Annotated in this window: 17 protein-coding genes; 6 read left to right on the forward strand and 11 right to left on the reverse strand. The window is 66.8% G+C overall.

Going from position 1 to position 22,844, the window contains the following annotated elements; all coding sequences use genetic code 11:
- Positions 1 to 45: 45 nt before the first annotated feature.
- Positions 46 to 438, reverse strand: a complete 393-nt coding sequence (locus tag C1926_RS11935) for a hypothetical protein (RefSeq protein WP_108759338.1) — start codon at positions 436 to 438, stop codon at positions 46 to 48.
- On the reverse strand, positions 438 to 1,052 hold the full coding sequence (locus C1926_RS11940; RefSeq protein ID WP_108759339.1) for an NUDIX hydrolase: 615 nt from the start codon (positions 1,050 to 1,052) through the stop codon (positions 438 to 440). The genes C1926_RS11935 and C1926_RS11940 overlap by 1 nt, the downstream gene beginning before the upstream one ends.
- A gap of 130 nt (positions 1,053 to 1,182) precedes the next feature.
- Between C1926_RS11940 and C1926_RS11945 the strand changes: the two genes are divergently transcribed.
- The 5 genes from C1926_RS11945 to mtnC all read left to right on the forward strand — a co-directional run bounded on the left by C1926_RS11945 (position 1,183) and on the right by mtnC (position 6,690).
- Positions 1,183 to 2,655, forward strand: coding sequence for an amino acid permease (locus C1926_RS11945; protein WP_108759340.1), 1,473 nt, complete (start codon positions 1,183 to 1,185; stop codon positions 2,653 to 2,655).
- An 83-nt stretch (positions 2,656 to 2,738) separates the two neighbouring features.
- Positions 2,739 to 4,166, forward strand: coding sequence for an amino acid permease (locus tag C1926_RS11950; protein ID WP_108759341.1), 1,428 nt, complete (start codon positions 2,739 to 2,741; stop codon positions 4,164 to 4,166).
- Positions 4,167 to 4,699: 533 nt separating this feature from the next.
- Complete coding sequence (locus C1926_RS11955; protein ID WP_108760681.1) at positions 4,700 to 5,341, forward strand: methylthioribulose 1-phosphate dehydratase; 642 nt, start codon at positions 4,700 to 4,702, stop codon at positions 5,339 to 5,341.
- A gap of 92 nt (positions 5,342 to 5,433) precedes the next feature.
- Entirely contained in the window at positions 5,434 to 5,991 is a 558-nt protein-coding gene (locus C1926_RS11960; RefSeq protein ID WP_079221721.1) for an acireductone dioxygenase, read from the forward strand.
- Positions 5,992 to 5,994: 3 nt separating this feature from the next.
- Positions 5,995 to 6,690, forward strand: a complete 696-nt coding sequence (gene mtnC, locus C1926_RS11965) for an acireductone synthase (RefSeq protein WP_108759342.1) — start codon at positions 5,995 to 5,997, stop codon at positions 6,688 to 6,690.
- A gap of 238 nt (positions 6,691 to 6,928) precedes the next feature.
- On the opposite strand, the gene C1926_RS11970 is transcribed toward mtnC, so the two are convergent.
- The 7 genes from C1926_RS11970 to C1926_RS21495 form a co-directional block, all read right to left on the reverse strand.
- Positions 6,929 to 9,547: a glycoside hydrolase family 2 protein gene (locus tag C1926_RS11970; RefSeq protein ID WP_108759343.1), complete on the reverse strand. Its 2,619-nt coding sequence runs from the start codon at positions 9,545 to 9,547 to the stop codon at positions 6,929 to 6,931.
- A 53-nt stretch (positions 9,548 to 9,600) separates the two neighbouring features.
- Positions 9,601 to 10,827: an AGE family epimerase/isomerase gene (locus tag C1926_RS11975; RefSeq protein ID WP_108759344.1), complete on the reverse strand. Its 1,227-nt coding sequence runs from the start codon at positions 10,825 to 10,827 to the stop codon at positions 9,601 to 9,603.
- Positions 10,824 to 11,819 carry a carbohydrate kinase gene (locus C1926_RS11980; RefSeq protein WP_079221717.1) on the reverse strand — a complete coding sequence of 332 codons (996 nt, stop codon included), beginning with the start codon at positions 11,817 to 11,819 and terminating at the stop codon, positions 10,824 to 10,826. Before C1926_RS11980 ends, C1926_RS11975 begins: the two co-directional genes overlap by 4 nt.
- A 7-nt stretch (positions 11,820 to 11,826) precedes the next feature.
- The gene (gene fucP, locus C1926_RS11985) at positions 11,827 to 13,140 is read right to left on the reverse strand and encodes an L-fucose:H+ symporter permease (RefSeq protein ID WP_079221716.1); all 1,314 of its coding nucleotides are present in this window, start codon (positions 13,138 to 13,140) and stop codon (positions 11,827 to 11,829) included.
- Positions 13,141 to 13,203: 63 nt separating this feature from the next.
- Positions 13,204 to 14,253 carry a LacI family DNA-binding transcriptional regulator gene (locus tag C1926_RS11990; RefSeq protein ID WP_108759345.1) on the reverse strand — a complete coding sequence of 350 codons (1,050 nt, stop codon included), beginning with the start codon at positions 14,251 to 14,253 and terminating at the stop codon, positions 13,204 to 13,206.
- Positions 14,254 to 14,349: 96 nt separating this feature from the next.
- Positions 14,350 to 16,803 (reverse strand): GH92 family glycosyl hydrolase, encoded by a 2,454-nt coding sequence (locus C1926_RS11995; protein WP_108760682.1) that lies wholly within the window; start codon positions 16,801 to 16,803, stop codon positions 14,350 to 14,352.
- Positions 16,804 to 17,381: 578 nt separating this feature from the next.
- Positions 17,382 to 17,585 carry a hypothetical protein gene (locus C1926_RS21495; protein WP_159095097.1) on the reverse strand — a complete coding sequence of 68 codons (204 nt, stop codon included), beginning with the start codon at positions 17,583 to 17,585 and terminating at the stop codon, positions 17,382 to 17,384.
- A gap of 220 nt (positions 17,586 to 17,805) precedes the next feature.
- Here C1926_RS21495 and C1926_RS12005 point away from each other — a divergent pair, with 220 nt between their 5' ends.
- Positions 17,806 to 20,892, forward strand: coding sequence for a TonB-dependent receptor (locus C1926_RS12005; RefSeq protein WP_108759347.1), 3,087 nt, complete (start codon positions 17,806 to 17,808; stop codon positions 20,890 to 20,892).
- 213 nt (positions 20,893 to 21,105) lie between these two features.
- Here the strand turns inward: C1926_RS12005 and C1926_RS12010 are convergent, their stop codons facing one another.
- Positions 21,106 to 21,843, reverse strand: a complete 738-nt coding sequence (locus C1926_RS12010; RefSeq protein ID WP_108759348.1) for a copper homeostasis protein CutC — start codon at positions 21,841 to 21,843, stop codon at positions 21,106 to 21,108.
- The gene (locus C1926_RS12015) at positions 21,840 to 22,838 is read right to left on the reverse strand and encodes a N(4)-(beta-N-acetylglucosaminyl)-L-asparaginase (RefSeq protein ID WP_108759349.1); all 999 of its coding nucleotides are present in this window, start codon (positions 22,836 to 22,838) and stop codon (positions 21,840 to 21,842) included. Before C1926_RS12015 ends, C1926_RS12010 begins: the two co-directional genes overlap by 4 nt.
- Positions 22,839 to 22,844: the final 6 nt, after the last annotated feature.

A 22,844-nucleotide genomic window follows, 5' to 3' on the forward strand; every position in this document is an offset into this window, starting at 1 on the left:
CGCGCGATCCCGCAGTAGATCCACGCCATGCGTGGATGAGAAACCTCAGAACCTTACGGCGTAAAGATCCTTGTAGAAGGACCAATGGATCAGAACCCTGTCTTCCATCGACAGGAACAGCGTATCGGCGAAATCCAGCTCCTCGGCATGAACCAGCCAGTCCTGCAGGCGGCTACCCAGCGAAGGTACCGCCCCATCCACCTGGACAACCGTCAACGCAGCCTCGCTTGGCAAACCAACAGCATCTGCAATGGCGCTCAACTCCTGCACCAGCCGCTCCCGCCCAACCCCGGGGACCTCCAGGCGCGATGGCACGCGCTCCCACTCGATGGATGTGATGACTGGCAATGCAGCCCTGATCATCGCGAGTGCCGCACTCTGCTTCGCCTCACCACAGGCATGAGCCGCAATAAATGCCGCACAGGCGTCGGAAAACATCAGCGCGCCAACCACCGGCGGGCCATGCGCTGCATTGATGCGTCCGATTCCGGATCTTCGGCAACCTCGGCCACCGGGCGCCAGGCCAGGTCGAGCGATTCCTCGCTGAGCACGAACGCCTCGCCCCCCACGGCACGGATCACGAAACGCACGTCGTAGTGCCAGTGCCCCGGCACGTCGGTGCGTTCGGGAATCCAATGCTTGTCCAGGTCGAAGATGGCCGGATCATCCAGCACCAGGCCGGCCAGGCCGGATTCCTCTTCCGCTTCCTTCAGCGCCACCCGCCCCAGGTCGCGGTCGCCATCGGCATGGCCGCCCAGCTGCAGCCAACGCTGCAGCTTGCGATGGTGGGTCAGCAGCAGGCGCTGGCCGTCGGCACTGACCAGCCAGCAGCTGGCCGTGAAGTGCCCGGCCAGACGTTCACGACAGAAAGGATCCTGCGGATCGTCAATCAATGTGCTGAATTCGGCAGCCAGCGCGTCGTGGGATGGCTCCCGGCGGGCGTAGTCATGCAGCAGGCCACGCAGCTGAACATCAAGCGCGGCAAGGGATTCGGCAGGTTGATTCATGAATGCGGGGCAATCGGAAAAATACTGCCCATTATCGCCGGTCATTGTTGCGATTGCGCTTGTGCGGTGGCTTCAGCTTTGGCTAAGGTACAGCGGGCCGTTCGCGCGGCCTTCACCATTCCAGGCCGCCGGCAACGCATCGGCGGCCCCAATCCGATCATCAGGAAAGTTCTGCATGCTGAAAGCACTGTTGAGGGTCAAGCCGGTCCAACCGGCCGGGCACGTCGATGCTGGCGAACCCATCGAAGGCAGCCTGGACGGCGAAGCCACGTTGAAACGGACCCTCACGGCGAAACACCTCATCATGCTCGGCATCGGTGCGGTGATCGGCGCAGGCATCTTCGTGCTGACCGGCCAGGCCGCGGCCAACCACGCCGGCCCGGCGGTCATGCTCTCGTTCGTCATCGCCGGCTTCGCCTGTGCGCTGGCGGGCCTGTGCTACGCCGAGTTCGCGGCGATGATGCCGGTCTCCGGCAGCGCCTACTCGTACTCCTACGCCACCCTCGGCGAAGGCATGGCCTGGTTCATCGGCTGGTGCCTGGTGCTGGAATACCTGTTCGCCTCGGCCTCGGTCGCGGTGGGCTGGTCGGCCTACCTGATCAGCTTCGTCACCAGCACGCTGAACATGCCGTTCCCGGACGCGCTCAGTGCAGCGCCGATCGCCTGGACCGGCAGCGAGTTCGTCGCCTCCGGCAAGCTGTTCAACCTGCCGGCGGTGCTGATCATCGCGGCGGTGTCGGGCCTGCTGTATGTCGGCGTCACCCAGTCCGCCTTCGTCAACGCGATCATCGTGGCCATCAAGGTCACCGTCATCTGCCTGTTCATCGGCATCGGCGCGGCGCACATCGATCCGGGCAACTGGCACCCCTTCATTCCTGAAAACACCGGGCCGGGCGAGTTCGGCTGGAGCGGCATCTTCCGCGCCGCGACCATCGTGTTCTTCGCCTACATCGGCTTCGACGCGGTTTCCACCGCCGCCGGCGAAACCAAGGACCCGCAGCGCAACATGCCGATCGGCCTGCTCGGCTCGCTGGCCGTGTGCACCATCGTCTACATCATCGTCTGCGCGGTGCTGACCGGCATGATGCCGTACCACCTGCTGGGCACCGACAAGCCGGTCGCCACCGCGCTGGAAGGCTTCCCGCAGCTGGCGTGGCTGAAGACCGCCGTCGAGATCGGCGCCATCGCCGGCCTGTCCTCGGTGATCCTGGTGATGATGATGGGCCAGACCCGCATCGCCTACACGATCTCGCGCGACGGCCTGCTGCCGAAGTTCTTCGGCAAGGTCCACGCCCGCTTCCGTACCCCGTACTGGGCCACGATCGTGGTCGGCGTGATCGCCGCTGCACTGGCCGGCCTGGTGCCGCTGAACGTGCTGGGTGAACTGGTCTCGATGGGCACCCTGCTGGCCTTCGCCACCGTCTGCATCGGCGTGCTGGTCCTGCGCTACAGCAAGCCGGAGCTGCACCGCCCGTTCCGCGTGCCGGCGGTGTGGATCATCTGCCCGCTGGGCGCGGCCACCTGCCTGTTCCTGTTCTGGCAGGCGTTCGTGGTGCATTGGCACCTGTTCGTCGGCTGGACCCTGCTCGGCCTGGTGATCTACCTCGGCTACGGCATCCGCAACAGCAAGCTGGCCAAGTCTCCCTGATGTGCCTACGGGCCGGCCTCGCGCCGGCCCGTCCGTTTCTCCCCGCGCGCCATCCGCGGCGCGCTTCGAAAAGATCGACACACATGTTCAAGCAACTGTGGGCCACCAAGCACCCGCATGCCGCCCATGAAGACGCCAACGGCCTGAGCCTGCGCCGCCACCTCGGCCCCTGGGGCCTGACCGCACTGGGCATCGGCGCGGTCATCGGCGGCGGCATCTTCGTCATCACCGGCCAGGCCGCGGCCAACCATGCCGGCCCGGCCATCATGCTGTCCTTCGTGCTGGCCGCGGTCTGCTGCGCCTTCTGCGCGCTGGCCTATGCCGAGTTCGCCTCGATGGTGCCGGTGTCCGGCAGCGCCTACACCTACACCTACGCCACCTTCGGCGAGCTCTCGGCCTGGTTCATCGGCTGGATGCTGGTGCTCGAGTACGGCGTATCGGCCTCGGCGGTGGCGGTCAGCTGGACCGGCTACTTCCTCAGCCTGCTCAGCCAGTTCGACATCCACCTGCCAGCGGCGCTGGTCAGTGCACCACTGGACGCGCAGCTGCGCCCCACCGGCGCCATCGCCAACCTGCCCGCCGCCATCCTGGTATTGCTGCTGACCTGGCTGTGCTACGTCGGCATCAGCAAGTCCTCGGCGATGAACATGGCGATGGTCGTGCTGAAGACCGGCCTGATCGTGCTGGTCATCGTGGTCGGCTGGAAGTACATGGACACCAGCAACTGGACCCCGTTCATCCCGGCCAACGAAGGCCCGGGCAAGTACGGCATGGAAGGCGTGCTGCGCGGCGCGGCCATGGTGTTCTTCGCCTACATCGGCTTCGAGGCAGTGTCGGTGGCGGCGCAGGAATCGAAGAACCCGCAGCGCGACATGCCGATCGGCATGATGCTGTCGCTGGTGATCTGCACGGTGCTGTACATCGCCATGGCCGCCGTCATGACCGGCCTGGTGCCGTACCAGCTGCTGGGCACCGACGAACCGGTGGTGACCGCCGTGGCGGCGCACCCGCAGCTGGGCTGGCTGCGCTGGGTGGTCGAGGTCGGCGCCCTGGTCGGCCTGTCCTCGGTGGTGCTGGTGATGATCATCGGCCAGCCGCGCATCTTCATGATCATGGGGCGCGACGGCCTGCTGCCGCCGGTGTTCACCAAGATCCACCCGAAGTACCGCACCCCGCACATCAACACGGTCATCACCGGCATCGGCATCGCCCTGCTGGCGGCGCTGTTCCCGCTGGACATCCTGGGTGAACTGACCTCGATGGGCACCCTGATCGCGTTTGCGGCCGTGTGTGCGGGCGTGCTGATCCTGCGCCGCACCCAGCCGGACCTGCCGCGTCCATTCCGCATGCCGATGGCGTGGCTGATCTGCACCCTGGGCGTGCTGAGCTGCATGGCGCTGCTGTCGGCGATGACGATGCACAACTGGATGCTGATGGGTGTGTGGACGTTCGTCGGGTTCGTGATCTATTTCTGCTACGGCTTCAAGCACAGCCGCCTGCGGGGCCAGTAAGGGTTTTTTGTATTGCAGGGCCTGCGGCCCTGCACCCGCTGGAGCCGGAGCAACGGCAAAAGCTGGGTTGAGGGGTTGGCGGGGAGGGGTGAGATTGCGGGGGACGCTGCAAGTACGTCCCTGTAAGCTCGGTCGCCGCATCCATGCGGCTCACGCCCCCGCAACCTCACCCCTCCCCGCCTTCGACACTCTCCCGGCACGTCCGGTAGATCCACGCCATGCGTGGATGAAGTCCATCTGGGGAATGAATCTTCTGTAGAGCGGAGCCATGCTCCGCTCCGAGCAAGCGCAGCGCCGCGACCCGCTTCAGCCTTTCCTTCTTCACTCCGTGGCTGGCGCGCACGGAACCTGTCCGTGGCCGGCCGGGGTGGGCTGGCGGGACCGCAGGCGCCATGGATGGCGCCTACGAGCCCTCATGGATGGGTTCACGGCGTGTCCCGCCAGCCCACCCCGGCCGGCCCACCCAAGGAATCAACCCGACCATCCCGCCACGAGGGGCTCAGCCGTTGGCCGAATCCAGTAAAATCGACCGCATGAACGCCCCCACCTTCCCCTACGACACCGCGCGCCTGAGCGAACTGGCCCAGCTGCTGATCGACAACGTCCGCGAACTGGCCCACGCCGGCTGGACCCCGGCCACCAGCAGCAACTTCTCCCACCGCCTGGACGACCGCCACGCCGCAATCACGGTCTCGGGCAAGGACAAGGGCCGCCTCATCGAGGACGACATCATGGTGGTGGACTTCGACGGCCTCGCCGTCGGCCGCCCGCTGCGCCCGTCCGCCGAGACCCTGCTGCACACCCAGCTGTACCGCCGCTTCCCGGAAATCGGCTGCGTGCTGCACACCCATTCACCGGTGCAGACCATCGCCTCGCGCCTGTACGCGCCGCAGGGCCACATCCGCCTGGAAGGCTACGAGCTGCTGAAGGCCTTCGCCGGCAACAGCACCCACGAAATGGCCATCGACGTGCCGGTGTTCGCCAATACCCAGGACATGAACGTGCTCTCGGCGCAGGTCGATGCCCTGCTCGATACCCAGCCGCTGTGGGGCTACCTGATCGACGGCCACGGCCTGTATGCCTGGGGCCGCGACATGGCCGAAGCGCGCCGCCACATGGAAGCCTTCGAGTTCCTGTTCCACTGCGAGCTGGAACTGCGCAAGCTGCGCGGCTGAACCGGCGCCGGGGTGCAGATTCCAATCCGGAATCTGCCGCCCTTCACCACCCTGTTACCCTGTCTTCCCCCCGAGACGTTCAAGCTGCCGCCATGAGCCGACTGCGCATCTACGACGACACCCATCCCGAATCACCGCTGCTGGATTCCCAGGACGGCGCGATCATCGCGGCCGAGCTGCAGAAGATCGGCGTCACCTTCGAGCGCTGGCAGGCCACCGCGCCGGTCGCCCCGGGCGCCAGCCAGGACGAAGTGTTCGCCGCCTACCGTGCGGACATCGACCGACTGGTCGCCGAGCGCGGCTTCAAGAGCGTGGACGTGGCGTCGATCGCCCCGGACAACCCGAACCGCGCCGAACTGCGCAAGAAGTTCCTCGACGAACACTTCCACAAGGAAGACGAGGTGCGCTTCTTCGTTGCAGGATCGGGCCTGTTCACCCTGCACGTGGGTGACAAGGTGTACGAGATCGAGTGCGTGAAGGATGACCTGATCGCCGTGCCCGACGGCACCACCCACTGGTTCGACATGGGCGATGAGCCGAGCTTCGTGGCCATCCGCTTCTTCACCGAGCCGGACGGCTGGGTCGGTCACTTCACCGGCACCGACATCGCGCAGAAATTCCCCCGTTACGTTCCCACCCAGGCGTCCTGATCCATGCAGCCCCGCGTCATCCTGACCGACATCGAAGGCACCACCAGCAGCATCTCGTTCGTCAAGAACGTGCTGTTCCCCTATGCCCGCCAGGCCCTGCCGGCCTTCGTGGCCGAACACGGCCAGCAGCCGGAGGTGCGCCGCTGGCTGGATGCGGTGGCCACCGAGATCGGTGGCGCCTGCCAGGACAGCCTGGTAGCCGAGACGCTGCAGGGGTGGATCGACCAGGACCGCAAGCACACGGCGCTGAAGGCCCTGCAGGGCCTGATCTGGGATGCCGGCTACCGTCGCGGCGATTACACCGCGCACTTCTACCCGGAAGTGGCGCCGGTGCTGAAGGGCTGGCATGCCTCGGGCCTGCCGCTGTACGTGTACTCCTCCGGCTCGGTGCCGGCGCAGAAGCTGTTCTTCGGCTTCAGCGATGCAGGCGACCTGAGCCCGCTGGTGTCGGGCTGGTTCGATACCGAGATCGGCGGCAAGCGCGAGGCGGACAGCTATCGCAACATCGTGCAGGCGATCGGCGTGCCGGCCGGTGAGATCCTGTTCCTGTCGGACGTGGTGGAAGAACTGGATGCCGCCCGCGAGGCTGGCCTGCAGACGCGCCTGATCGACCGCCTGGAGGACTACCCGATGCCGCGCACCGGCCAGGCCACCAACGGCCACGACCGCGTCGAGCATTTCCAGCAGATCCAGCTGTAAGCGCGGCCCGCTGCGCTCGCCGGGCATGGCCCGGCGCTACCGGGCACGCGCTCCGGTAGATGCCAACCTTGGTTGGCGTTCGCTGCGTGGGGCAAGAGCGTGCCAACCAAGGTTGGCACCTACCACAGCAACGGGCCGGTCCCGGCGCTAACGGGCACCGGCTTTGGTAGTTGCCAACCTTGGTTGGCAGTTCTGGGTGTGCCAACCAAGGTTGGCACCTACCAGAGCGGTGCGGCCCTCAACGATCGTTGAGGGTCTTGATCTTCAGTGCTTCGCGCAGCGTCGCCAGGTCCACCGGGCCGCGTACGGCGATGTCACGGGTCTCTCCCGGCAACAGGTCCAGCAGGTTGTCTTCCACCTGCACGTCCAGCGCGCCGAAGTCGATCCACGCCGCGCGCACGTAGGCCGCGCTCTGCAGCCGCAACCGGTAATGGTCGCCGTCGATGGCCAGCACCGCCTTCAAAGCCTGTCGCGGCAGTACCTGGTCCTTGGCCTCCACGAAGCCGACCACCTGGCGTGCACTCACCTTGCCCTCCTGCAGCAGCTCGAACACCGCCACGGTGCGCTTGGGGTCTGCGCCTGCCAGCAATTCGGCATCGGCGAAGTCACCCACGCGGGTGACGCCCGCCGCGGCCAGGCTCACCGGTACGTCGCGGCGGCGCAGTACCTTGCCGTCCACGTCCATCACCCGCAGCCGCCAGCCCGCCTGCACCGCCGCACCATCGTTGATCAGCCGCACCCGCGTGCTGCCCTCATCACGCAGCGCTGCCACGGTCACCGGCGCGAAGAAGCGCCGTGCGGCGAAATGAAGCGCCTTCCAGCGCCCGTAGTAATCGACGCTGGACCACGATGCACCCGGCCACACGTCGTTGAGCTGCCAGTACAGCGAACCCATCGTGTACGGCCGCGATGCGCGGTGGTGCAATGCCGCCAGGGCAATGCCATCGGCCTGCATCACCTGGCTGAGGTAGACGAAATCCTCGAAGTCCTTCGGCGTGCCATAGCCCAGCGCGATGTAGTGCAGCAGCCGGCTGTTGCCCTCGCCTGCCATGAACTTCTGGTGGGCACGGATCACCGGACTGTCGATGCCCTGCTCGTCACGGCTCGCGATCTGGTCCACCGTCGCCACCGCCGGCCAGGCCTGCAGGCCGTACTCGGACATGAAGCGCGGGGTCTCATGCAGGTACGCCTGCACCGGCAGCGCCGGATTGCCCCAGACCTGCCAATAGTGCTTGTCGCCCCGGGTGGAGTCGTTGGCCTTCTCGTCCAGGTCGTTGCTGGGCGAGCTGGACCAGTACGGCACGCCCAGGCCCTCCTCACCCACGACCTGGCGCAGATCATGGCCGAACAGGTCCACATAGCCCTGCCATACCTTCACTGCGAATGCCGGGTCGGCCGCCTTCAGGTCACGGCCGTGGCCCCAGTCCTTCCAGGCGGTTTCTTCCTCGTTGTTGCCACACCACAGCACGATGCTGGGGTGGTGCCGCAGGCGGCGAACGTTGTCGCGCGCCTCGGCCACCACGCTGGCCCGGAACGCGGGATCGTAGCCGGGCTGCATGCCGCCGCCGAACATGAAGTCCTGCCAGACCAGCAGGCCCAGCTCGTCGGCGATGTCGAAGAACGCGTCGTCCTCGTAGTAGCCACCGCCCCAGTTGCGCAGCATGTTCATGTTGGCGTCGCGCGCGGCGGTCACCACCTGGCGCAGCCGCGCGGGATCAACGCGGGCGGGGAACGCATCGAACGGAATGACGTTGGCGCCCTTGGCGAAGATCTCCACGCCGTTGATGACAAAGGCGAAACCCTGGCCACCCTTGCCATCTTCCTCGCGGCGCAGCTCGACGGTGCGCAGGCCAATGCGCTGTTCGCGCGCCAGCTCAGCGGAACGCCCGCCCTCCAGGCGTGCCTGCACGCTGTAGCGGTCCTGCGCGCCATGGCCCACCGGCCACCAGCGCCGCGGATCAGCCAGTTCAACGGGAATCTCGACAGTGTTCGCGCCCGGTTTCAGCAGCACCGTACGCTGTACCTGGGCCACGCTGCGGCCCTCGGGGTCGCGCACGTCCACATCCACCACGGCAGAACCGGCGGCATTGCCCTGCTCCACCTGCAGCAGCACCGCCAGCTTCGCCTGCCGGCTGTCCAGTGCATCGGTGCGCACGGCCAGGTCAGTCAGCCGGTGCGTATCCCAGGCCTGCAGGTCCACGCCACGCCAGACCCCGGCGGTGACATAGCGCGGGCCCCAGTCCCAGCCGAAGTGATAGGCCGGCTTGCGTGCGAAGTTGCCGACCATCGCGTCCTTCGGCTCATCACCATAGGGCGAGGGATAGTTGCCGGCGATCCTGTGCGGCATCGCCTGTACGCTGGGCAGCAGCGTGCGGATGGGCGAGCGGAACACGATCAGCAGTTCATTGCCCGTGGCCTGCAGGCGCCCTTCCACCCGCGCGTGCCAGGCGCGGTGTGCATTGTCCGCGCGCAGCAACGGCTTGCCGTTGAGGGTGACCTCGGCGTAGGTGTCCAGCCCGTCGAAGCGCAGTTCGGCATTGGGCTTGGCCAGGGTTGCCGCATCCACGTCGAAGCGTGCGCGGTACTCCCAACTGGCCAGGCCGATCCATTGCAGCTCCGCCTCGGCCGCGCCCACGTAGGGATCGCGGATCAGGTCGTGGGCGAGCAGGTCGGTGTGCACGCTGCCAGGCACCGTGGCCGCACGCCACTGCTGAAGCCCGGGGTGGGCGGCACCTTGAGCATCGCCCGGCAGCAGGCGGAATTCCCACTGCGCCTGCAACGGCGCGGCGGCGGCAGGGAATGCAGCCGCCACGACCAGCAGCAGGAGCAGACGGACAACGAGGGAAAGACGATGCACGTGATGCTCCTGGTGGCATCCGGTGGCGCCGGGCCATGCCCGGCGAACCTTCATCAACGAACGACGTTCAACACTTCGTAGCACGCGCCCATGGTGTGGTAATCCACCTTGCCGGCCGGGCTCTTCTCGTCGCTGTACTTGCGGTTGTCGGCATCAAGGATGCGGAACCAGGCGCCGTACTGGTGGTCGACGAAGTGCTCCCACGAATACGCCCAGATGCGCTCGTACCACTGCCAGTAGCGGTCATCGCCGGTGCGCTTGGCCATCAGCGCCGCGGTGGCCAGCGTCTCAGCCTGCACCCAGAAGTACTTGTCGTCGTCGCAGACGAAGCTGTCGCCGCCGATCGGCGCGCCGTCCATGCCCGGCTGGCGGCGCGATTCCGGCGCGAAACCGTAGTACAGGCCACCGCGTGCCACGTCCCAGCTGCGCTCGACGGCCACGTCGAACAGATGCTGCGCGGTCGGCACCAGCCAGTCGGCCTGCACGTGGCGGTCAAGGATCAGCAGCAGCTTGGCCCACTCGGTCTGGTGGCCGGGCTGGAAACCCCACGGGCGGAACAGGTGCTTCGGATTGTCCAGGTTGTAATCCCAGTCGATCTCCCAGTTCACGTCATAGTGTTCCCAGACCAGCCCGCCGGCCTTGGCGGCCTGGCGGCGGGTCATGTTGTCGGCCAGCTGCAGCGCGCGCTCGACATAGCGCTGCTCGCCACTGGCCTCGAACGCGGCCAGCATCGCCTCGCACATGTGCATGTTGGCGTTCTGCCCGCGGTAGCCGGTGAAGTTCCACTGGCCATCGGCTTCGTCCTTGTACAGGCCGTGCTGCGGCTCCCAGAAGCGTGCTTCCAGCAGCTGCCAGGTTTCGTCCATCCACGCGCGGGCCTGCTCGACGCCGGCCTTCAGCGCACAGCTGTAGGCCAGCAGCACGAAGGCCACGCCGTAGCAGTGGTTCATGTCGTCCTCGACCTTGCCATCGCGCAGGGTCCAGGCATAGCCGCCGGTGGCCGGGTTGCGGTGCACCTCGCGCAGGTAGCGCACGCCATGCTCGACCGCCTCGCGGTACTCGGCATTGCCGAATTCGCGGTAGGCCATCGCGTAGTTGAAGACGAAACGCGTGCTGCTCACCAGGTGGCGGTGGCTGGCATCGTAGATGCTGCCGTCATCACGGAAGTAGTGGAAGAAACCGCCGTTCGGATCGATGCAGCGCGGGTGGTAGAACGCCAGGGTGTCGGCGATGTGTGTGCGCAGGAACGCGGGCGAACGGAAATCGGGCGAGGTGCTCATGCGGGAAGGTCCTGTGCCTGCAGCAGCTGCTGCACTTCATCGAGCGAGGGCATCGCGGCGAACGCGCCCTTGCGGGTAACAGCCAGTGCGCCGACCGCAGCGCCGAAGCGCAGCGTGGCAGCGATGGCCTGCGGGTCCTGGCAGAACGCGGCGAAGCCCGCACCGGCCCCGCCCCGCTCCAGCAGGCCGACCAGCACGCCACCGACGAAGGCATCGCCGGCGGCGGTGGTATCGACCGTGGCCACGTTGAAGCTGGTGACCTGGCCCTGCTGCTCACGGGTGTACCAGTGCAGCGTGGCGGCGCCATCGGTGACGATGACCCAGCGTGCCTGCGCAGCCAGCAGGCGCTGCAGGACGATCTGGTCGCCCTCGGCACCGTGCGGCGCGGCCAGGAAGTCCAGTTCCTCGCGCGAGAGCTTGACCAGGTCGGCGCGCTCCAGCGCCTGCCACAGCCACGGCGTCGGATCGACATCGGCCGGCCACAGCGCCGGGCGCAGGTTGAGGTCCAGGCTGACCACCGCGCCGGCGGCGCGGGCGCGGTCCATGCCGGCGAAGGTCGCCTCGGCGATGGCCGCTTCGGTGAGGCTGTTGGAACAGACGTGGAAGCACTGCGCGTTGTCCAGGCACGCGGCCTGGAAATCGCTGTCACGGAACAGCAGGTCGGCCGCCGGCGGGCGGTAGAAGCTGAAGCTGCGCTCACCTGCGGCATCCAGCGCGACGAAGGCCAGCGCGGTCTTGGCCGCATCGGTACGCACGATGTAGTCGGTACCGACGCCGTGCTCGACCAGGCTCTCGGCCAGGAAGTCACCGAACATGTCGCGGCCGAGCATGCCCACGAACTGGGTCTTCGCACCCAGCCGCGCGGCAGCCACGGCCACGTTGGCCGGCGCACCGCCGGCGTACTGCAGGAACGCGCGCGGGGTGTCGGCCGAAGCCGGCGGCTGCGCTAGTAGATCGATCAAAATTTCGCCGAAGCAGACAATGGCACCCATTCTGGACTCAGCCTCCCTGCGTTGCGGAGGCCGGCGTACGAGCGCCGACCAGACCGTAGAAAATGATGTAGCCATAGCACAGCAGCGGCAGGATGAAGCTGGCCTGGACCCCGATGTGGTCAGCCAGAACGCCCTGCAGGTACGGCACCACGGCACCGCCGACGATGGCCATGATCAGCAGGCTGGAGCCCTTGTTGGTCAGCGGGCCCAGGCGCTCGATGCTGAGCGCGAAGATGGTCGGGAACATGATCGAGTTGAACAGGCCGATCGCCACCACCGAGTACAGCGCGACGCTGCCGGAGGTCATCATCGTCGTTGCCAGCAGGCCCACGTTGACCAGCGCGAAGATCGCCAGCAGGCGGCTGGGCGAGAAGCGCGCCAGCAGGGCCGAGCCGGCAAAGCGGCCGATCATCGCCATCGTCCAGTAAGCCGACACGTAATGGGTCGCCTGCTGTTCGCTGAAACCGCCGATGCTCGGCATCGAGAGGTAGTTGACCAGGAAGCTGCCGATCGACACTTCCGCGCCGACGTAGAAGAAGATGCCCAGCACGCCCAGCAGCAGGTGGCGCTTGCGCAGTGCATCGAAGTAGCTGTGGTGATGGCCCTGGTCGGCCTGTTCGGTCGCATCGCTCAGCGCCGGCAGGCGGAACAGGAACACGAACAGCGCCAGCAGCACCAGCGCCACCGCCAGGCCCACGTACGGGCCCTGCACGGCCTGTGCTTCGGCGGTGCGGTAGGCCAGCTGTTCGGCAACCGGCAGCGCTTTCAGTTCATCGGCGCTCTTGACCGTGTTGGACAGGATCAGCATGCCGCCGAAGATCGGCGCGATGGCCGTGCCCAGCGAATTCAGCGCCTGGGCCAGGGTCAGGCGGCTGGAGCTGGTCTGTTCCGGACCCAGCAGCGCCACATAGGGGTTGGCGGCGACCTGCAGCACGGTGATGCCGGTGGCCAGCACGAACAACGCACCCAGGAAGGCGCCATATTCGCGCAGCTCTGCCGCCGGCCAGAAGCCCAGCGCGCCGATGCCGGCGATCACCAGGCCGGCCACGATGCCCTTCTTGTAACCCAGCGCCGCCACCAGGCGGCCTGCCGGCAGCGACATCAGGAAGTAGGTGCCGAAGAAGGTGAACTGCACCAGCATCGCCTTGGCGTAGTTCAGCTCGAACACTGCCTTCAGGTGCGGGATCAGGATGTCATTGAGGCAGGTAAGGAAGCCCCACATGAAGAAGATGGTGGTGACCACGGCCAGTGCCTTGCCGTTGGTGACGGCCGGTGCGTTGCCGGGGGAACCCGATGGGCGGGGCGTTGCGGAGATCGGCATGCGGTTCGCGCCTCGATGCGCGGAAGGTCGTTGTTGCGTGGAAGGAGTGTGCGTTGAAGGGAATCAGTTGGGCCGGGCGGCGCTGCTTTCGCGGATGCGCAGCTGCACCGGGGCGACCGTGCGCTGCGGCGGCGCATCCGGGTCATCCAGGCGCTGCAGCAGCAGTGCGGCCGCCTGCCGGCCACGTTCGCGCGGGTCGGCGGTGAGGGTGGTCAGCGGCGGCACCGCCACGGAGGCTTCGGAAATGTCATCGAACCCGGTGACCGCGAAATCGCCACCGGGGCGGATGCCGCGCGAGTTCAGGCCCAGCATCAGCCCCAGCGCGACCGTGTCGTTGTAGCAGACCGCTGCACTCGGCCGGTGGCCATCGACGAACAGTTCGTCGGTGCGCGCAGCGGCTTCCAGGCGGTTCGGCGCCGATTCGATCATCCAGCCTGGCGGCAGCGTCAGCCCGGCCTCGGCGAGCGCCTGCTGGAAACCGGCGCGACGCTGGTGGCACGAGCTGGAATCGGCATGGCCACCGAAGAACGCGATCTGGCGATGGCCGCGCTCGATCAGGTGGCGGGTGGCCAGGTAAGCGCCGTGCTGGTTGTCCAGGGTCAGGAAGTCCCAGTCGGCACCGTCCAGTTCGCGGTTGAACAGCAGCACGTTGGCGTTGGCGCCCAGCGCCTGGCGTACCAGGGTGGCATCGCTGCCCTCGGCCGGCGACAGGATCAACCCGGCCGGGGTGTGTTCCATCAGCGTGGACAGCACGGCCTGCTGGCGCTCGGGCGATTCGCCGGTGCTGCCCAGCAGGGTGACGTAGCCGCGACCGCCCAGCGCCTCGTCCACCCCGGAGGCGAATTCAGCGAAGAACGGGTTGGACAGATCGTTGATGACCAGCGCGATGCTCGACGAAGTGCGCCGGCGCAGGTTGGCCGCGGCACGGTTGTAGACATAGCGCTGGCGGCGCAGTTCGGCCTCGACCTTGGCCCGGGTATCGACGTTGACCAGCGGGCTGCCACGCAGCACCAGCGACACGGTCGCGCGCGAAACGCCGATGGCACGGGCGATGTCGGTCACCGTCACCGCCTTGCCGGAACGCTTGCTGGAACTGCCGCCGTTGTCGTTCATCGTCTTCCCGGACTCCGCTGGAGCCTCAAGCCTAATGGATCGTGACGCTGTCGTGCCGTGCCGTTCGCTGGGTTGCCTCGAACGGCACAGCGCCGATCATCGCAGCTGGCTGCCTGGTGCGGCGCACCAGGAGACCGGCAGATCGGCCACCGCGGTGCCCCAGCCCTGCGTCGGCGCCTGGCCGTCGAGGGCGAAACGCACGCGCGGGCCCTGCTGCAGGCGGTTCCAGTCCAGCCACACCGGCGCATGGGCCTGGCCATCGACCTGCACGCCCTGCACGTACTGCAGGCGGCGGCCGTCGGCGCCCGGTGCGTCGATGCGCAGGGTGCGGCCGTTGCCCATGTCCACTTCCACCTTGGCAAAGCGCGGGGTGTGCAGCAGGAACTCGCCGCTCCCCGGCACCGCCGGGTACACGCCGATAGCGCTGAACAGGTACCAGGCCGACATCGTGCCCAGGTCATCGTTGCCGGTCACGCCGTTGGGCGCATTGGTGAACAGCTGCTGCGCGGCACGCACCACGGCGGCGGTCTTCCACGGCTGGCCGATCAGCGTGTACAGCCACGGCGAGTGCAGGTCCGGCTCGTTGTTGGGGTTGTAGCGGAACTGGTTGTAATAGCTGTACGGGCCGACCACCCACTCCTTGCGGGCGGCGTTGAGCGGGTCGGCCTGCAGCGCGTCCATCGCGAAGAACGCATCCAGGCGGCGGCCGGCCTGTTCGCGGCCGTCCATCGCGTCCACCAGGCCCGGCACGTCCTGCTGCGCCAGCCACTGGTACTGCCACGCGGTGCCTTCATGGAACCCGTGGTGCGAGCGCGGGCTGTAGTGGCCATCGGCCGGGGTGTACCACTGCCCGTCTTCGGTGCGCGGGCGCGGGAAGCCGGTGAAGCCGGTCTCGGCATCACGCACCTGCGGGTCCCACACCTTGCGCCAGTTGCGGCCGCGCTCGCGCAGCGTCACCGCATCCTGGGCATGGCCCAGGCCATCGGCCATCTGCGACAGCGCGCAATCGGCAACGGCGTACTCCAGCGTTGCCGAACCGCCGTGGTGCGGATCGACGTCCATGCCCTTGGACGGGAACGCGCGGTCATAGACCACGTAGCCCTTGTCCAGATAGGTCGGGTTGCCCGAACGGCCGGCCATGCGCGAGTTCAGCGGCGGCGTACCGAAGGCATTGCGGCGCAGCGCATCCCAGGCCTGCGATTCACGGCCCTTGAGCGCACCGAAGCGCCACAGGTCGACCATGAAGGGCGTGACCGGGTCGCCGGTCATGATGTTGGTTTCGAAGTTGGCGTAGCCCCAGCGCGGCAGCCAGCCGCCCTGCTCGTCGATGGCCAGCAGGGTGCGGCCGATGTCGCGGGCCACGTCCGGGCGGGTCAGCGCCAGCCACTGGTTCTGCGCACGGTAGGTATCCCACAGCGAGAAGTACTCGTAGTAGGTCCAGCCATCGGCGCGGTGGATGCCATCGTCGTAGCCACGGTAGCGGCCATCGGCATCGCTGCCGGTGAGCGGCTGCAGCAGCGCGTGGTACATCGCGCTGTAGAAGACGGTGCGGTCATCGCCGTTGCCGCCCTGCACGCGCACCCGCGCCAGCTGTTCGCGCCAGGCCTGCTGGGACAGCGAACGCATCCTGTCGAAAGCGATCAGCGCCCCACCCTGCATGCCCTCGGCGCGCAGGTTGGTACGTGCGCCTTCGGCATCGACGTGTGAGATCGCACTCACCGCAGTGACCGACTGGCCCTTGGCCAGGTCGAAGGTGAGCCAGGCGCCATTCGGCTTCTGCTCGCCTTCCATGCTGTGCCGCGCGTTGGGCAGGCCACCGGTTTCGCCCCAGGTGCCATGCGCCTTGAACGGACGGTCGAACTCGACGCGGAACCACGTGGTGTACTGGTGGCCACCGCAGAAGCTCTTGGTGACCAGCTTGCCTTCCACCACGCGGTCGCCGACCACATCGACCACGCTGCCGATGACCGAGTGGCGCTCGTTGGCCTGGCCGACGTTGATCATGACGTGGCCGTCGCCACTGCGCTGGCTGAAGGTGTAGCGCTCGGCTGCGGCGCGGGTACGTGCGGTGGCTTCGGCGTCGATGCCGCCGTAGCTGGTCAGCCGCACCTTGTAGTAGCCGGCCTGGCCGACCTCGCCATCATGCGTGTAGGCCGAGGCGTAGGCCTTGTGGTCGAACTGCTTGGGGTTGCCGGTATCGAAATCGCCGCCCGGACCGATGCTGCCGGTGACCGGCAGGATCGAGACCTGGCCGCCCTGCTCCCAGCAGCCGGCGCCGGACAGGAACGAATGGCCGAAGCCGCGGATCTTTTCGTCGTCGTAGCGCCAGCCGGAATAGTGGCTGCCGATCGGGCTGACCTGGATCAGGCCGAAGGGGGCCGAGGCGCCGGGGAAGGTGTTGCCGTCATCCTTGCTGCCGATGAAGGTATTGACCTCGCGCTCCAGCGCGGCCGGTGCGGCCTGCAGCCAGGGCGTGACGGCCAATGCCAGCAGGCAGGCGATACGCGCCAGCGGGCGATGGGACAGTGCCGGCGAGCGGCGGGCGGACAGACGGCGGGACAACCTGGTCACGGACAGGACTCCTTGGCGGCAGGGCGGCAGCGGGGCGCCGGCCACGGTGGGCCGAACTCCTCGTTTCCATCGGTACAAATCCGCACCCCGGCGGATTTAGATCGATTGAAGTAAAGCAGGGAGCGCCCATCCATGCATTCTGCGCCGCAGCAAAAAAGGGGGTTTTCGTGGCAGGGCTTGCAGCCCTGCACCTGCTGCGAGCCAGGGCAACGTCAACGTCAAAGGCTGATTTCCTGTGGGCTGGCGGGGTGGGTCCGGTTGAGGGGGACGCCGTGAACCCGTCCATGGGGGCTTGGTCGCGCCATCCATGGCGCTCACACCCCCTCAACCGGACCCACCCCGCCTTCGACAGTTCTCTGCGATCTGTCAGAGCTCGGGGTCGGATCCCGTTGCTACGCAACGGGCTCTGACCCCAGATGAATTTCGATATTTGATGGATGTGCCGACCAACGGTCGGCACCCACCAACAGCCGCGTGAACCTGTCGGGGGTGGTGCGGTGTGGGCTGGCAGGACCGTTGGCGCCATGGATGGCGCCATCGAGCCCCCATGGACGGGTTTACGGCGTGTCCTGCCAGCCCACACCGCGCCGCCCAACCAGCAGCAACCCAGAGCCGCTTTTGATGTTGACGTTGTTTGAAGCAGGTGCAGGGCTGCAAGCCCTGCCGAACCACCCTCCCCTTTTGCGCATGTAAACGATTCCAGTGCATTTCAGCGAATCATCATTCGGCAGACACGTCACTGCAATATTGCGCAGCAGCATGCGCAACCCCTCCAGCCATGCTAAAAATCGCCCCGCCATCGCTTAGATCGATCCAAGCGGATTCAGGGGGTGGCCCGGCGTTGGGGACCGGAACAAGTACGTACCCGAGCACCAGCGCGGCGCACCAGGCGACCGCGCGGCTCAAGCAAAATCGGCATCACACATTAGATCGATTCAAGTTCCGCGTCAGTCACCGGATCAATCCAGGAGAGAGGGAGAGATGGCAATCAAGCATTCAACTCGTACGCACGGCCGCGACACGTTGTCGCTCGCCGTCGCGCTGGCACTGGCCGCAGCCGTCGCGCCCCTCGGCGCCGCTGCCCAGCAGGCCACCGCACAGCCGACCACCGGCAGCAGTGATGCCACCACCCTGGACAGCGTCCAGGTCACCGGCTACCGCTACGCCATCGAGAAGAGCCTGCAGCAGAAGCGCGACGCCAATGCCGTGGTTGAAGTCATCACCGCCGAAGACGTTGGCAAGTTCCCTGACAAGAACGTCGCCGATTCGCTGCAGCGCGTGCCGGGCGTGGTCATCACCCGCGACGGCGGCGAAGGCAAGAGCGTCAGCGTGCGTGGCCTCGACCCGGATCTCACCCTGACCCAGTTGAACGGCAACTACATCGCCACCTCCGAAACCAATGACGAGGCCAGCCGTTCGTTCAACTACACCCTGCTGCCGTCGAACATGCTGTCCAGCGCAGAGCTGTTCAAGTCGCCGGAAGCACGCATCGACGAAGGCGGCATCGGCGGCACGGTCATCCTGCACACCCGCCGCCCGCTGGAAATGGAATCCAACTCCGGCTACGTCACCCTGGAGGGCGTCTCGTCCGATACCCACCAGGACGTCGACCCGCAGGCGTCGGCGCTGTACTCCTGGCACAGCAAGGACGAGCGCTTCGGCGTGCTGGTCGGCGTGACCCAGCAGAAGCGCACCAGCCGCACCATGGAAGTGAGCACCGAGAACTACCAGTGGTACGGCACCGACGTCGACGCGCGTGATGTCAACGGCAACGCCCTCACCCAGGGCGGCATCAACTACTGGTGGGGCAACTCCGGCTTCAACGACCAGTTCGGCCACAACTACAGCGACTTCTTCATGCCCACCTCGGTGAACTTCGCCGTGAAGGAAGAGAAGCGCGAGCGCAAGGGCGGCCAGCTGACGTTCCAGTTCAAGCCGATCGACAACCTGACCCTGACCGCCAACTACTTCCGCTTCCAGCTGGACGGCGACTATTCGCAGAACATGCTGAAGGTTCCCGAATGGAACATGGCGCGCTACAACGGTGACGGCAACTGGGCCGGCGGGCGCCTGCTCAACGGCCTGACCTTCGATCCCAGCGGCACGGTGGTCACCGGTGCGCAGTTCGAGAAGCTGCCGGGCAAGGCCTACTACTGCAGCGAAGACGAAGCCGCCGCCGCCGGCCTGGCCCCGGGTGGCTGGGGACCGGACGACTGCACCATTCCGACCCCGCAGCTGACCGGTGGCTACAGCCGCGAAAAGGCGCTGTCGCAGACGGCCGACCTGACCATCGACTGGGACATCAGCCCGCTGTGGAAGGCCTCCTTCAGCGGTGGCCGCACCTGGTCCGAGGGTGGCCCATCGATGAACTTCCGCATGTCGGCCAAGCCGCGCCGCCGCGTCAACGGCGTGTGGGAGTCCGGCAACCAGTACACCGCATGGGACCTGACCGGCACGCCGACGCTGACCGTCTCGCCGAACCTGCAGGAGGTGCTGATGAATGGCATCGCCGAGGTCGACACCGGCTCGACCGATTCGTCGTGGATGCAGACCGAAGTCAAGCAGAACCACTTCCAGGCCGACGTCACCAAGATGTTCGAAAGCGGCTGGCTGGACTCGATCCAGTTCGGCGCCAAGTACCGTGACGGCAAGGTCCACCGCAACACCGGCAACACCTACTGGGTGTGCCAGGGCGCCGACCCGACCGACTACGACAGCCGCTACCAGGCGGGCTGTGACAACACGGCCGGCATCGCCCAGCCGGGCTTCTTCCTGTCCAACCCGATCAGCGGCATCGCCGGTGGCTTCAACGCGAACGTGTTCCCGGGCATCAACTTCCCGGCCTACATCGACCACCTGAACAATACCTACGGCCAGTCGTACAACCGCGTCGAGGACGACTTCGTCTACAACGTCAACGAGAAGATCTACTCGGGCTACTTCCAGGCCAACTTCCGTACCGAACGCCTGCGCGGCAACGTCGGCGTGCGCGTGGTGCGTACCGAGCAGTTCGCCCAGTCCAGCGATTCCATCGAACGCTTCAACGACTACTTCCTGGACAACGCCTCCGGCGCACCGATGTCCTGCGATGATCCGGCGGCAGCGGCCTACCCCACCTACGGCTGCGAAAGTGGTTTCGTGCGCCTGCCCGACAACCTGGCCCGCGAGAAGAGCTTCGAGCTGATCGGCTCGGACCGCACCTATACCGACGTGCTGCCCAGCTTCAACATCGCCTGGGACATCACCGACAACCTGATCCTGCGTGGTGCAGCGTCGAAGGTCGTGGCTCGCCCGAGCTACACCAGCATCGCCGCACCGGGCAGCCTGAGCTACTACAGCCCGGAGTACGTCAATGACCGCCGCGTTGCGGGCGGTGCACCGACCGAAGGCTGGGCAGGCAGCGGCAGCAACAAGAACCTCGAAGCCTTCAAGGCCACCCAGTACGACCTCGGCGTGGAGTGGTACTTCATGCCGGGCGCGGTCGCCGGCGTCGGCCTGTTCCGCAAGGACATCAGCAACTTCACCGTGCCGATCGTGCGTGACGTGCAGATGGAAGTCGGCGGAGAGATGGTGACGGTGCAGAACTACAGCACCCAGGCCAACGGCCGTGACGCGGTGTCGCAGGGCGTGGAAGTGTACGGCCAGTACACCTTCGATTTCGGCCTGGGCGTGCAGGCCAACTACACCTACAACGACACCAACCTGGCCTCGATCGAGCTCAATGGCGAGAATCTCGGCGCATCGCCGCTGGTGGGCAGCGCCAAGAACCAGGCCAACCTGACGGTGTTCTACGAAACCGACCGGTTCCTGGCCCGTGCCTCGTACAACCGTCGTGGTGAAGTGGTCGGCGGCCTGGTCAACGGCATGACCCAGTACACCGAACCGTACGACCAGCTGGACCTGAACGTGGCCTACAACTTCACCGAAGCGCTGACCTTCACCGCCTCGGTGCTCAACGCCACCAAGTCCGAGCAGCGCATCTACCTGGGCAGCGACACCCAGTCCCGCCTGATCTCCAACCTGTACTCGGGCCGACAGATCTACTTCGGCGCCACCTACAAGTTCTAAGGTTCCGCACAACGGTCCTCCACGGCAGCCACGCTTTTACAGGTGGCTGCCGTTTTTTGTTGTGCTCGACCGGCGCACGACATGTAGAGTCGAGCCATGCTCGACTGCTTTTTGTAGTCGAGCCATGCTCGACTGCTTTTTGCAGCGTCGAGCCACGCGCGACCGGTCGTCGAACAGCCGTCGAGCATGGCTCGACGCTACATGAAAAGCGGGTTACCGCGCGGCGTCCAGCGCCTTGCGCAACGCCGCCACCGTCGCGGTGCTGGTCTGGCTCCAATCCGGGTCAAGCCCGCGCAGCACCGGGTTCTGGAACTGCATGTCCGAGCGACGCAGGCCCTTGGCCGAGGCGTGCAGTTCGGTGCAGCCGGTCTGCCGGGCCACGGCAGCCACGTTGGACGGGACCAGGCCCGCGCCCGCCATCACACTGATGCGGCCCGCGGCCTGGTCCACCAGCGAGGCCAGCACCTTGCCGCCCGCCTCGGCGCTGACCTGCCCGCCCGACGTCAGCACCCGCTGGCAACCCAGGCCGACCACCTGCTCCAGCGCCGTGGACAGATCACGGGTCGCATCGAACGCGCGGTGGAAGGTGACCTGCAGCGGCCCGGCGGCCTGCACCAGCTCACGGCACAACGGCAGGTCGATATCGCCCTGCGCATCCAGTGCGCCAACCACCACGCCATCGCAGCCGAGCGCCCGGCACTGGGCGATGTCACGCAGCATCAGCTCGGTTTCCAGTGCGTCGTAATGGAAATCACCGGCCCGCGGGCGCACCAGCACGAACAGCGGAATGGTCAGCCGCTCGCGGGCCATGGCGATGCTGGCAAACGACGGCGTGGTGCCGCCCTCGGCAAGGTTGTCGAACAGTTCGATGCGGTCTGCACCACCGGCCTGCGCGGCAAGCGCCGAGGCCACCGAGTTGCTGGCGATCTCCAACCCCAGGCGCGCGCTCACGCCTGGGTGCTCGTGTAGATCGACGGCGAATCGCGCAGGTCATCGTGGCGCTGCGCATCGCACACCGCGTAGACGAAGCCGCGATGCAGCGCGTACGCGCCCACCTCGCCCTGCTTGTTCATTGCCAGGAAGCAGACCTGCAGCGTTCTGCTTGCCTCAGGGCGCTTGCGCACCACCCGGTCTATCGCCTCGCGGCAGGCCTGTGCAGGCGTGCGTCCCTGGCGCATCAGCTCGACCACCAGGAACGAGGCGGCATTGCGGATCATCTCTTCACCCACGCCCGAGGCCGTGGCCGCGCCCACCTCGTTGTCCACGTAAAGGCCGGCACCGATGATCGGGCTGTCGCCGACCCGCCCGTGCAGCTTCCAGGCCATGCCGCTGGTGGTGCAGGCGCCGGCGAGGTTGCCCCTGGCGTCCAGCGCCAGCATGCCGATGGTGTCGTGGTTGTCGCTGTTGCCAGGGAGGCCGCGGCGTTCGGCGTTGATCTGCGGCTGGTACTTCTCGGTCTTCAGCCACTCGCGCCAGGCCGCCTCGGCCTGCGGGGTGAGCAGGTGCTGGCGCTCGAAACCCTGCTGCACCGCGAACTGCTGCGCGCCCTCGCCCACCAGCAGCACGTGCGGGCTGTTCTCCATCACTTTGCGGGCCACCGACACCGGGTGCAGGATGTCCACCAGCGCGGCAACCGCACCGCAGCGGCCGTCGCCATCCATGATGCTGGCGTCCAGGCTCAGCACGCCGTCGCGATCAGGATTGCCGCAATGGCCGACGGTGGGGTTGCACAGCTCGCTCTCGGCCCAGCGTGCGCCGGCTTCCACCGCATCCAGTGCGCTGCCGCCGTCGCCCAGCACCTTCCACGCCGCCTGGTTGGCGGGGACGCCGAAATCCCAGGTTGAAACGACCTTCGCTCCGCCCTGCGTGCGTGCCTGCACGCCCGGCATTGCCGCCATGCCTGCGGCCAGTGCTCCGGCCTGCAGGAACTGCCTGCGATCCACCATGTTCGC

Source organism: Stenotrophomonas sp. ZAC14A_NAIMI4_1, from assembly GCF_003086915.1.
Lineage (GTDB): Bacteria > Pseudomonadota > Gammaproteobacteria > Xanthomonadales > Xanthomonadaceae > Stenotrophomonas.

Bases quoted from the DNA above. Each gene is read 5' to 3' on its own strand.
- C1926_RS11935 (WP_108759338.1), bottom strand. From the start codon at position 438: ATGTTTTCCGACGCCTGTGCGGCATTTATTGCGGCTCATGCCTGTGGT.
- C1926_RS11940 (WP_108759339.1), bottom strand. From the start codon at position 1,052: ATGACCGGCGATAATGGGCAGTATTTTTCCGATTGCCCCGCATTCATG.
- C1926_RS11945 (WP_108759340.1), top strand. From the start codon at position 1,183: ATGCTGAAAGCACTGTTGAGGGTCAAGCCGGTCCAACCGGCCGGGCAC.
- C1926_RS11950 (WP_108759341.1), top strand. From the start codon at position 2,739: ATGTTCAAGCAACTGTGGGCCACCAAGCACCCGCATGCCGCCCATGAA.
- C1926_RS11955 (WP_108760681.1), top strand. From the start codon at position 4,700: ATGAACGCCCCCACCTTCCCCTACGACACCGCGCGCCTGAGCGAACTG.
- C1926_RS11960 (WP_079221721.1), top strand. From the start codon at position 5,434: ATGAGCCGACTGCGCATCTACGACGACACCCATCCCGAATCACCGCTG.
- mtnC (WP_108759342.1), top strand. From the start codon at position 5,995: ATGCAGCCCCGCGTCATCCTGACCGACATCGAAGGCACCACCAGCAGC.
- C1926_RS11975 (WP_108759344.1), bottom strand. From the start codon at position 10,827: ATGAGCACCTCGCCCGATTTCCGTTCGCCCGCGTTCCTGCGCACACAC.
- C1926_RS11980 (WP_079221717.1), bottom strand. From the start codon at position 11,819: ATGGGTGCCATTGTCTGCTTCGGCGAAATTTTGATCGATCTACTAGCG.
- fucP (WP_079221716.1), bottom strand. From the start codon at position 13,140: ATGCCGATCTCCGCAACGCCCCGCCCATCGGGTTCCCCCGGCAACGCA.
- C1926_RS11990 (WP_108759345.1), bottom strand. From the start codon at position 14,253: ATGAACGACAACGGCGGCAGTTCCAGCAAGCGTTCCGGCAAGGCGGTG.
- C1926_RS21495 (WP_159095097.1), bottom strand. From the start codon at position 17,585: ATGCTGCTGCGCAATATTGCAGTGACGTGTCTGCCGAATGATGATTCG.
- C1926_RS12005 (WP_108759347.1), top strand. From the start codon at position 17,806: ATGGCAATCAAGCATTCAACTCGTACGCACGGCCGCGACACGTTGTCG.
- C1926_RS12015 (WP_108759349.1), bottom strand. From the start codon at position 22,838: ATGGTGGATCGCAGGCAGTTCCTGCAGGCCGGAGCACTGGCCGCAGGC.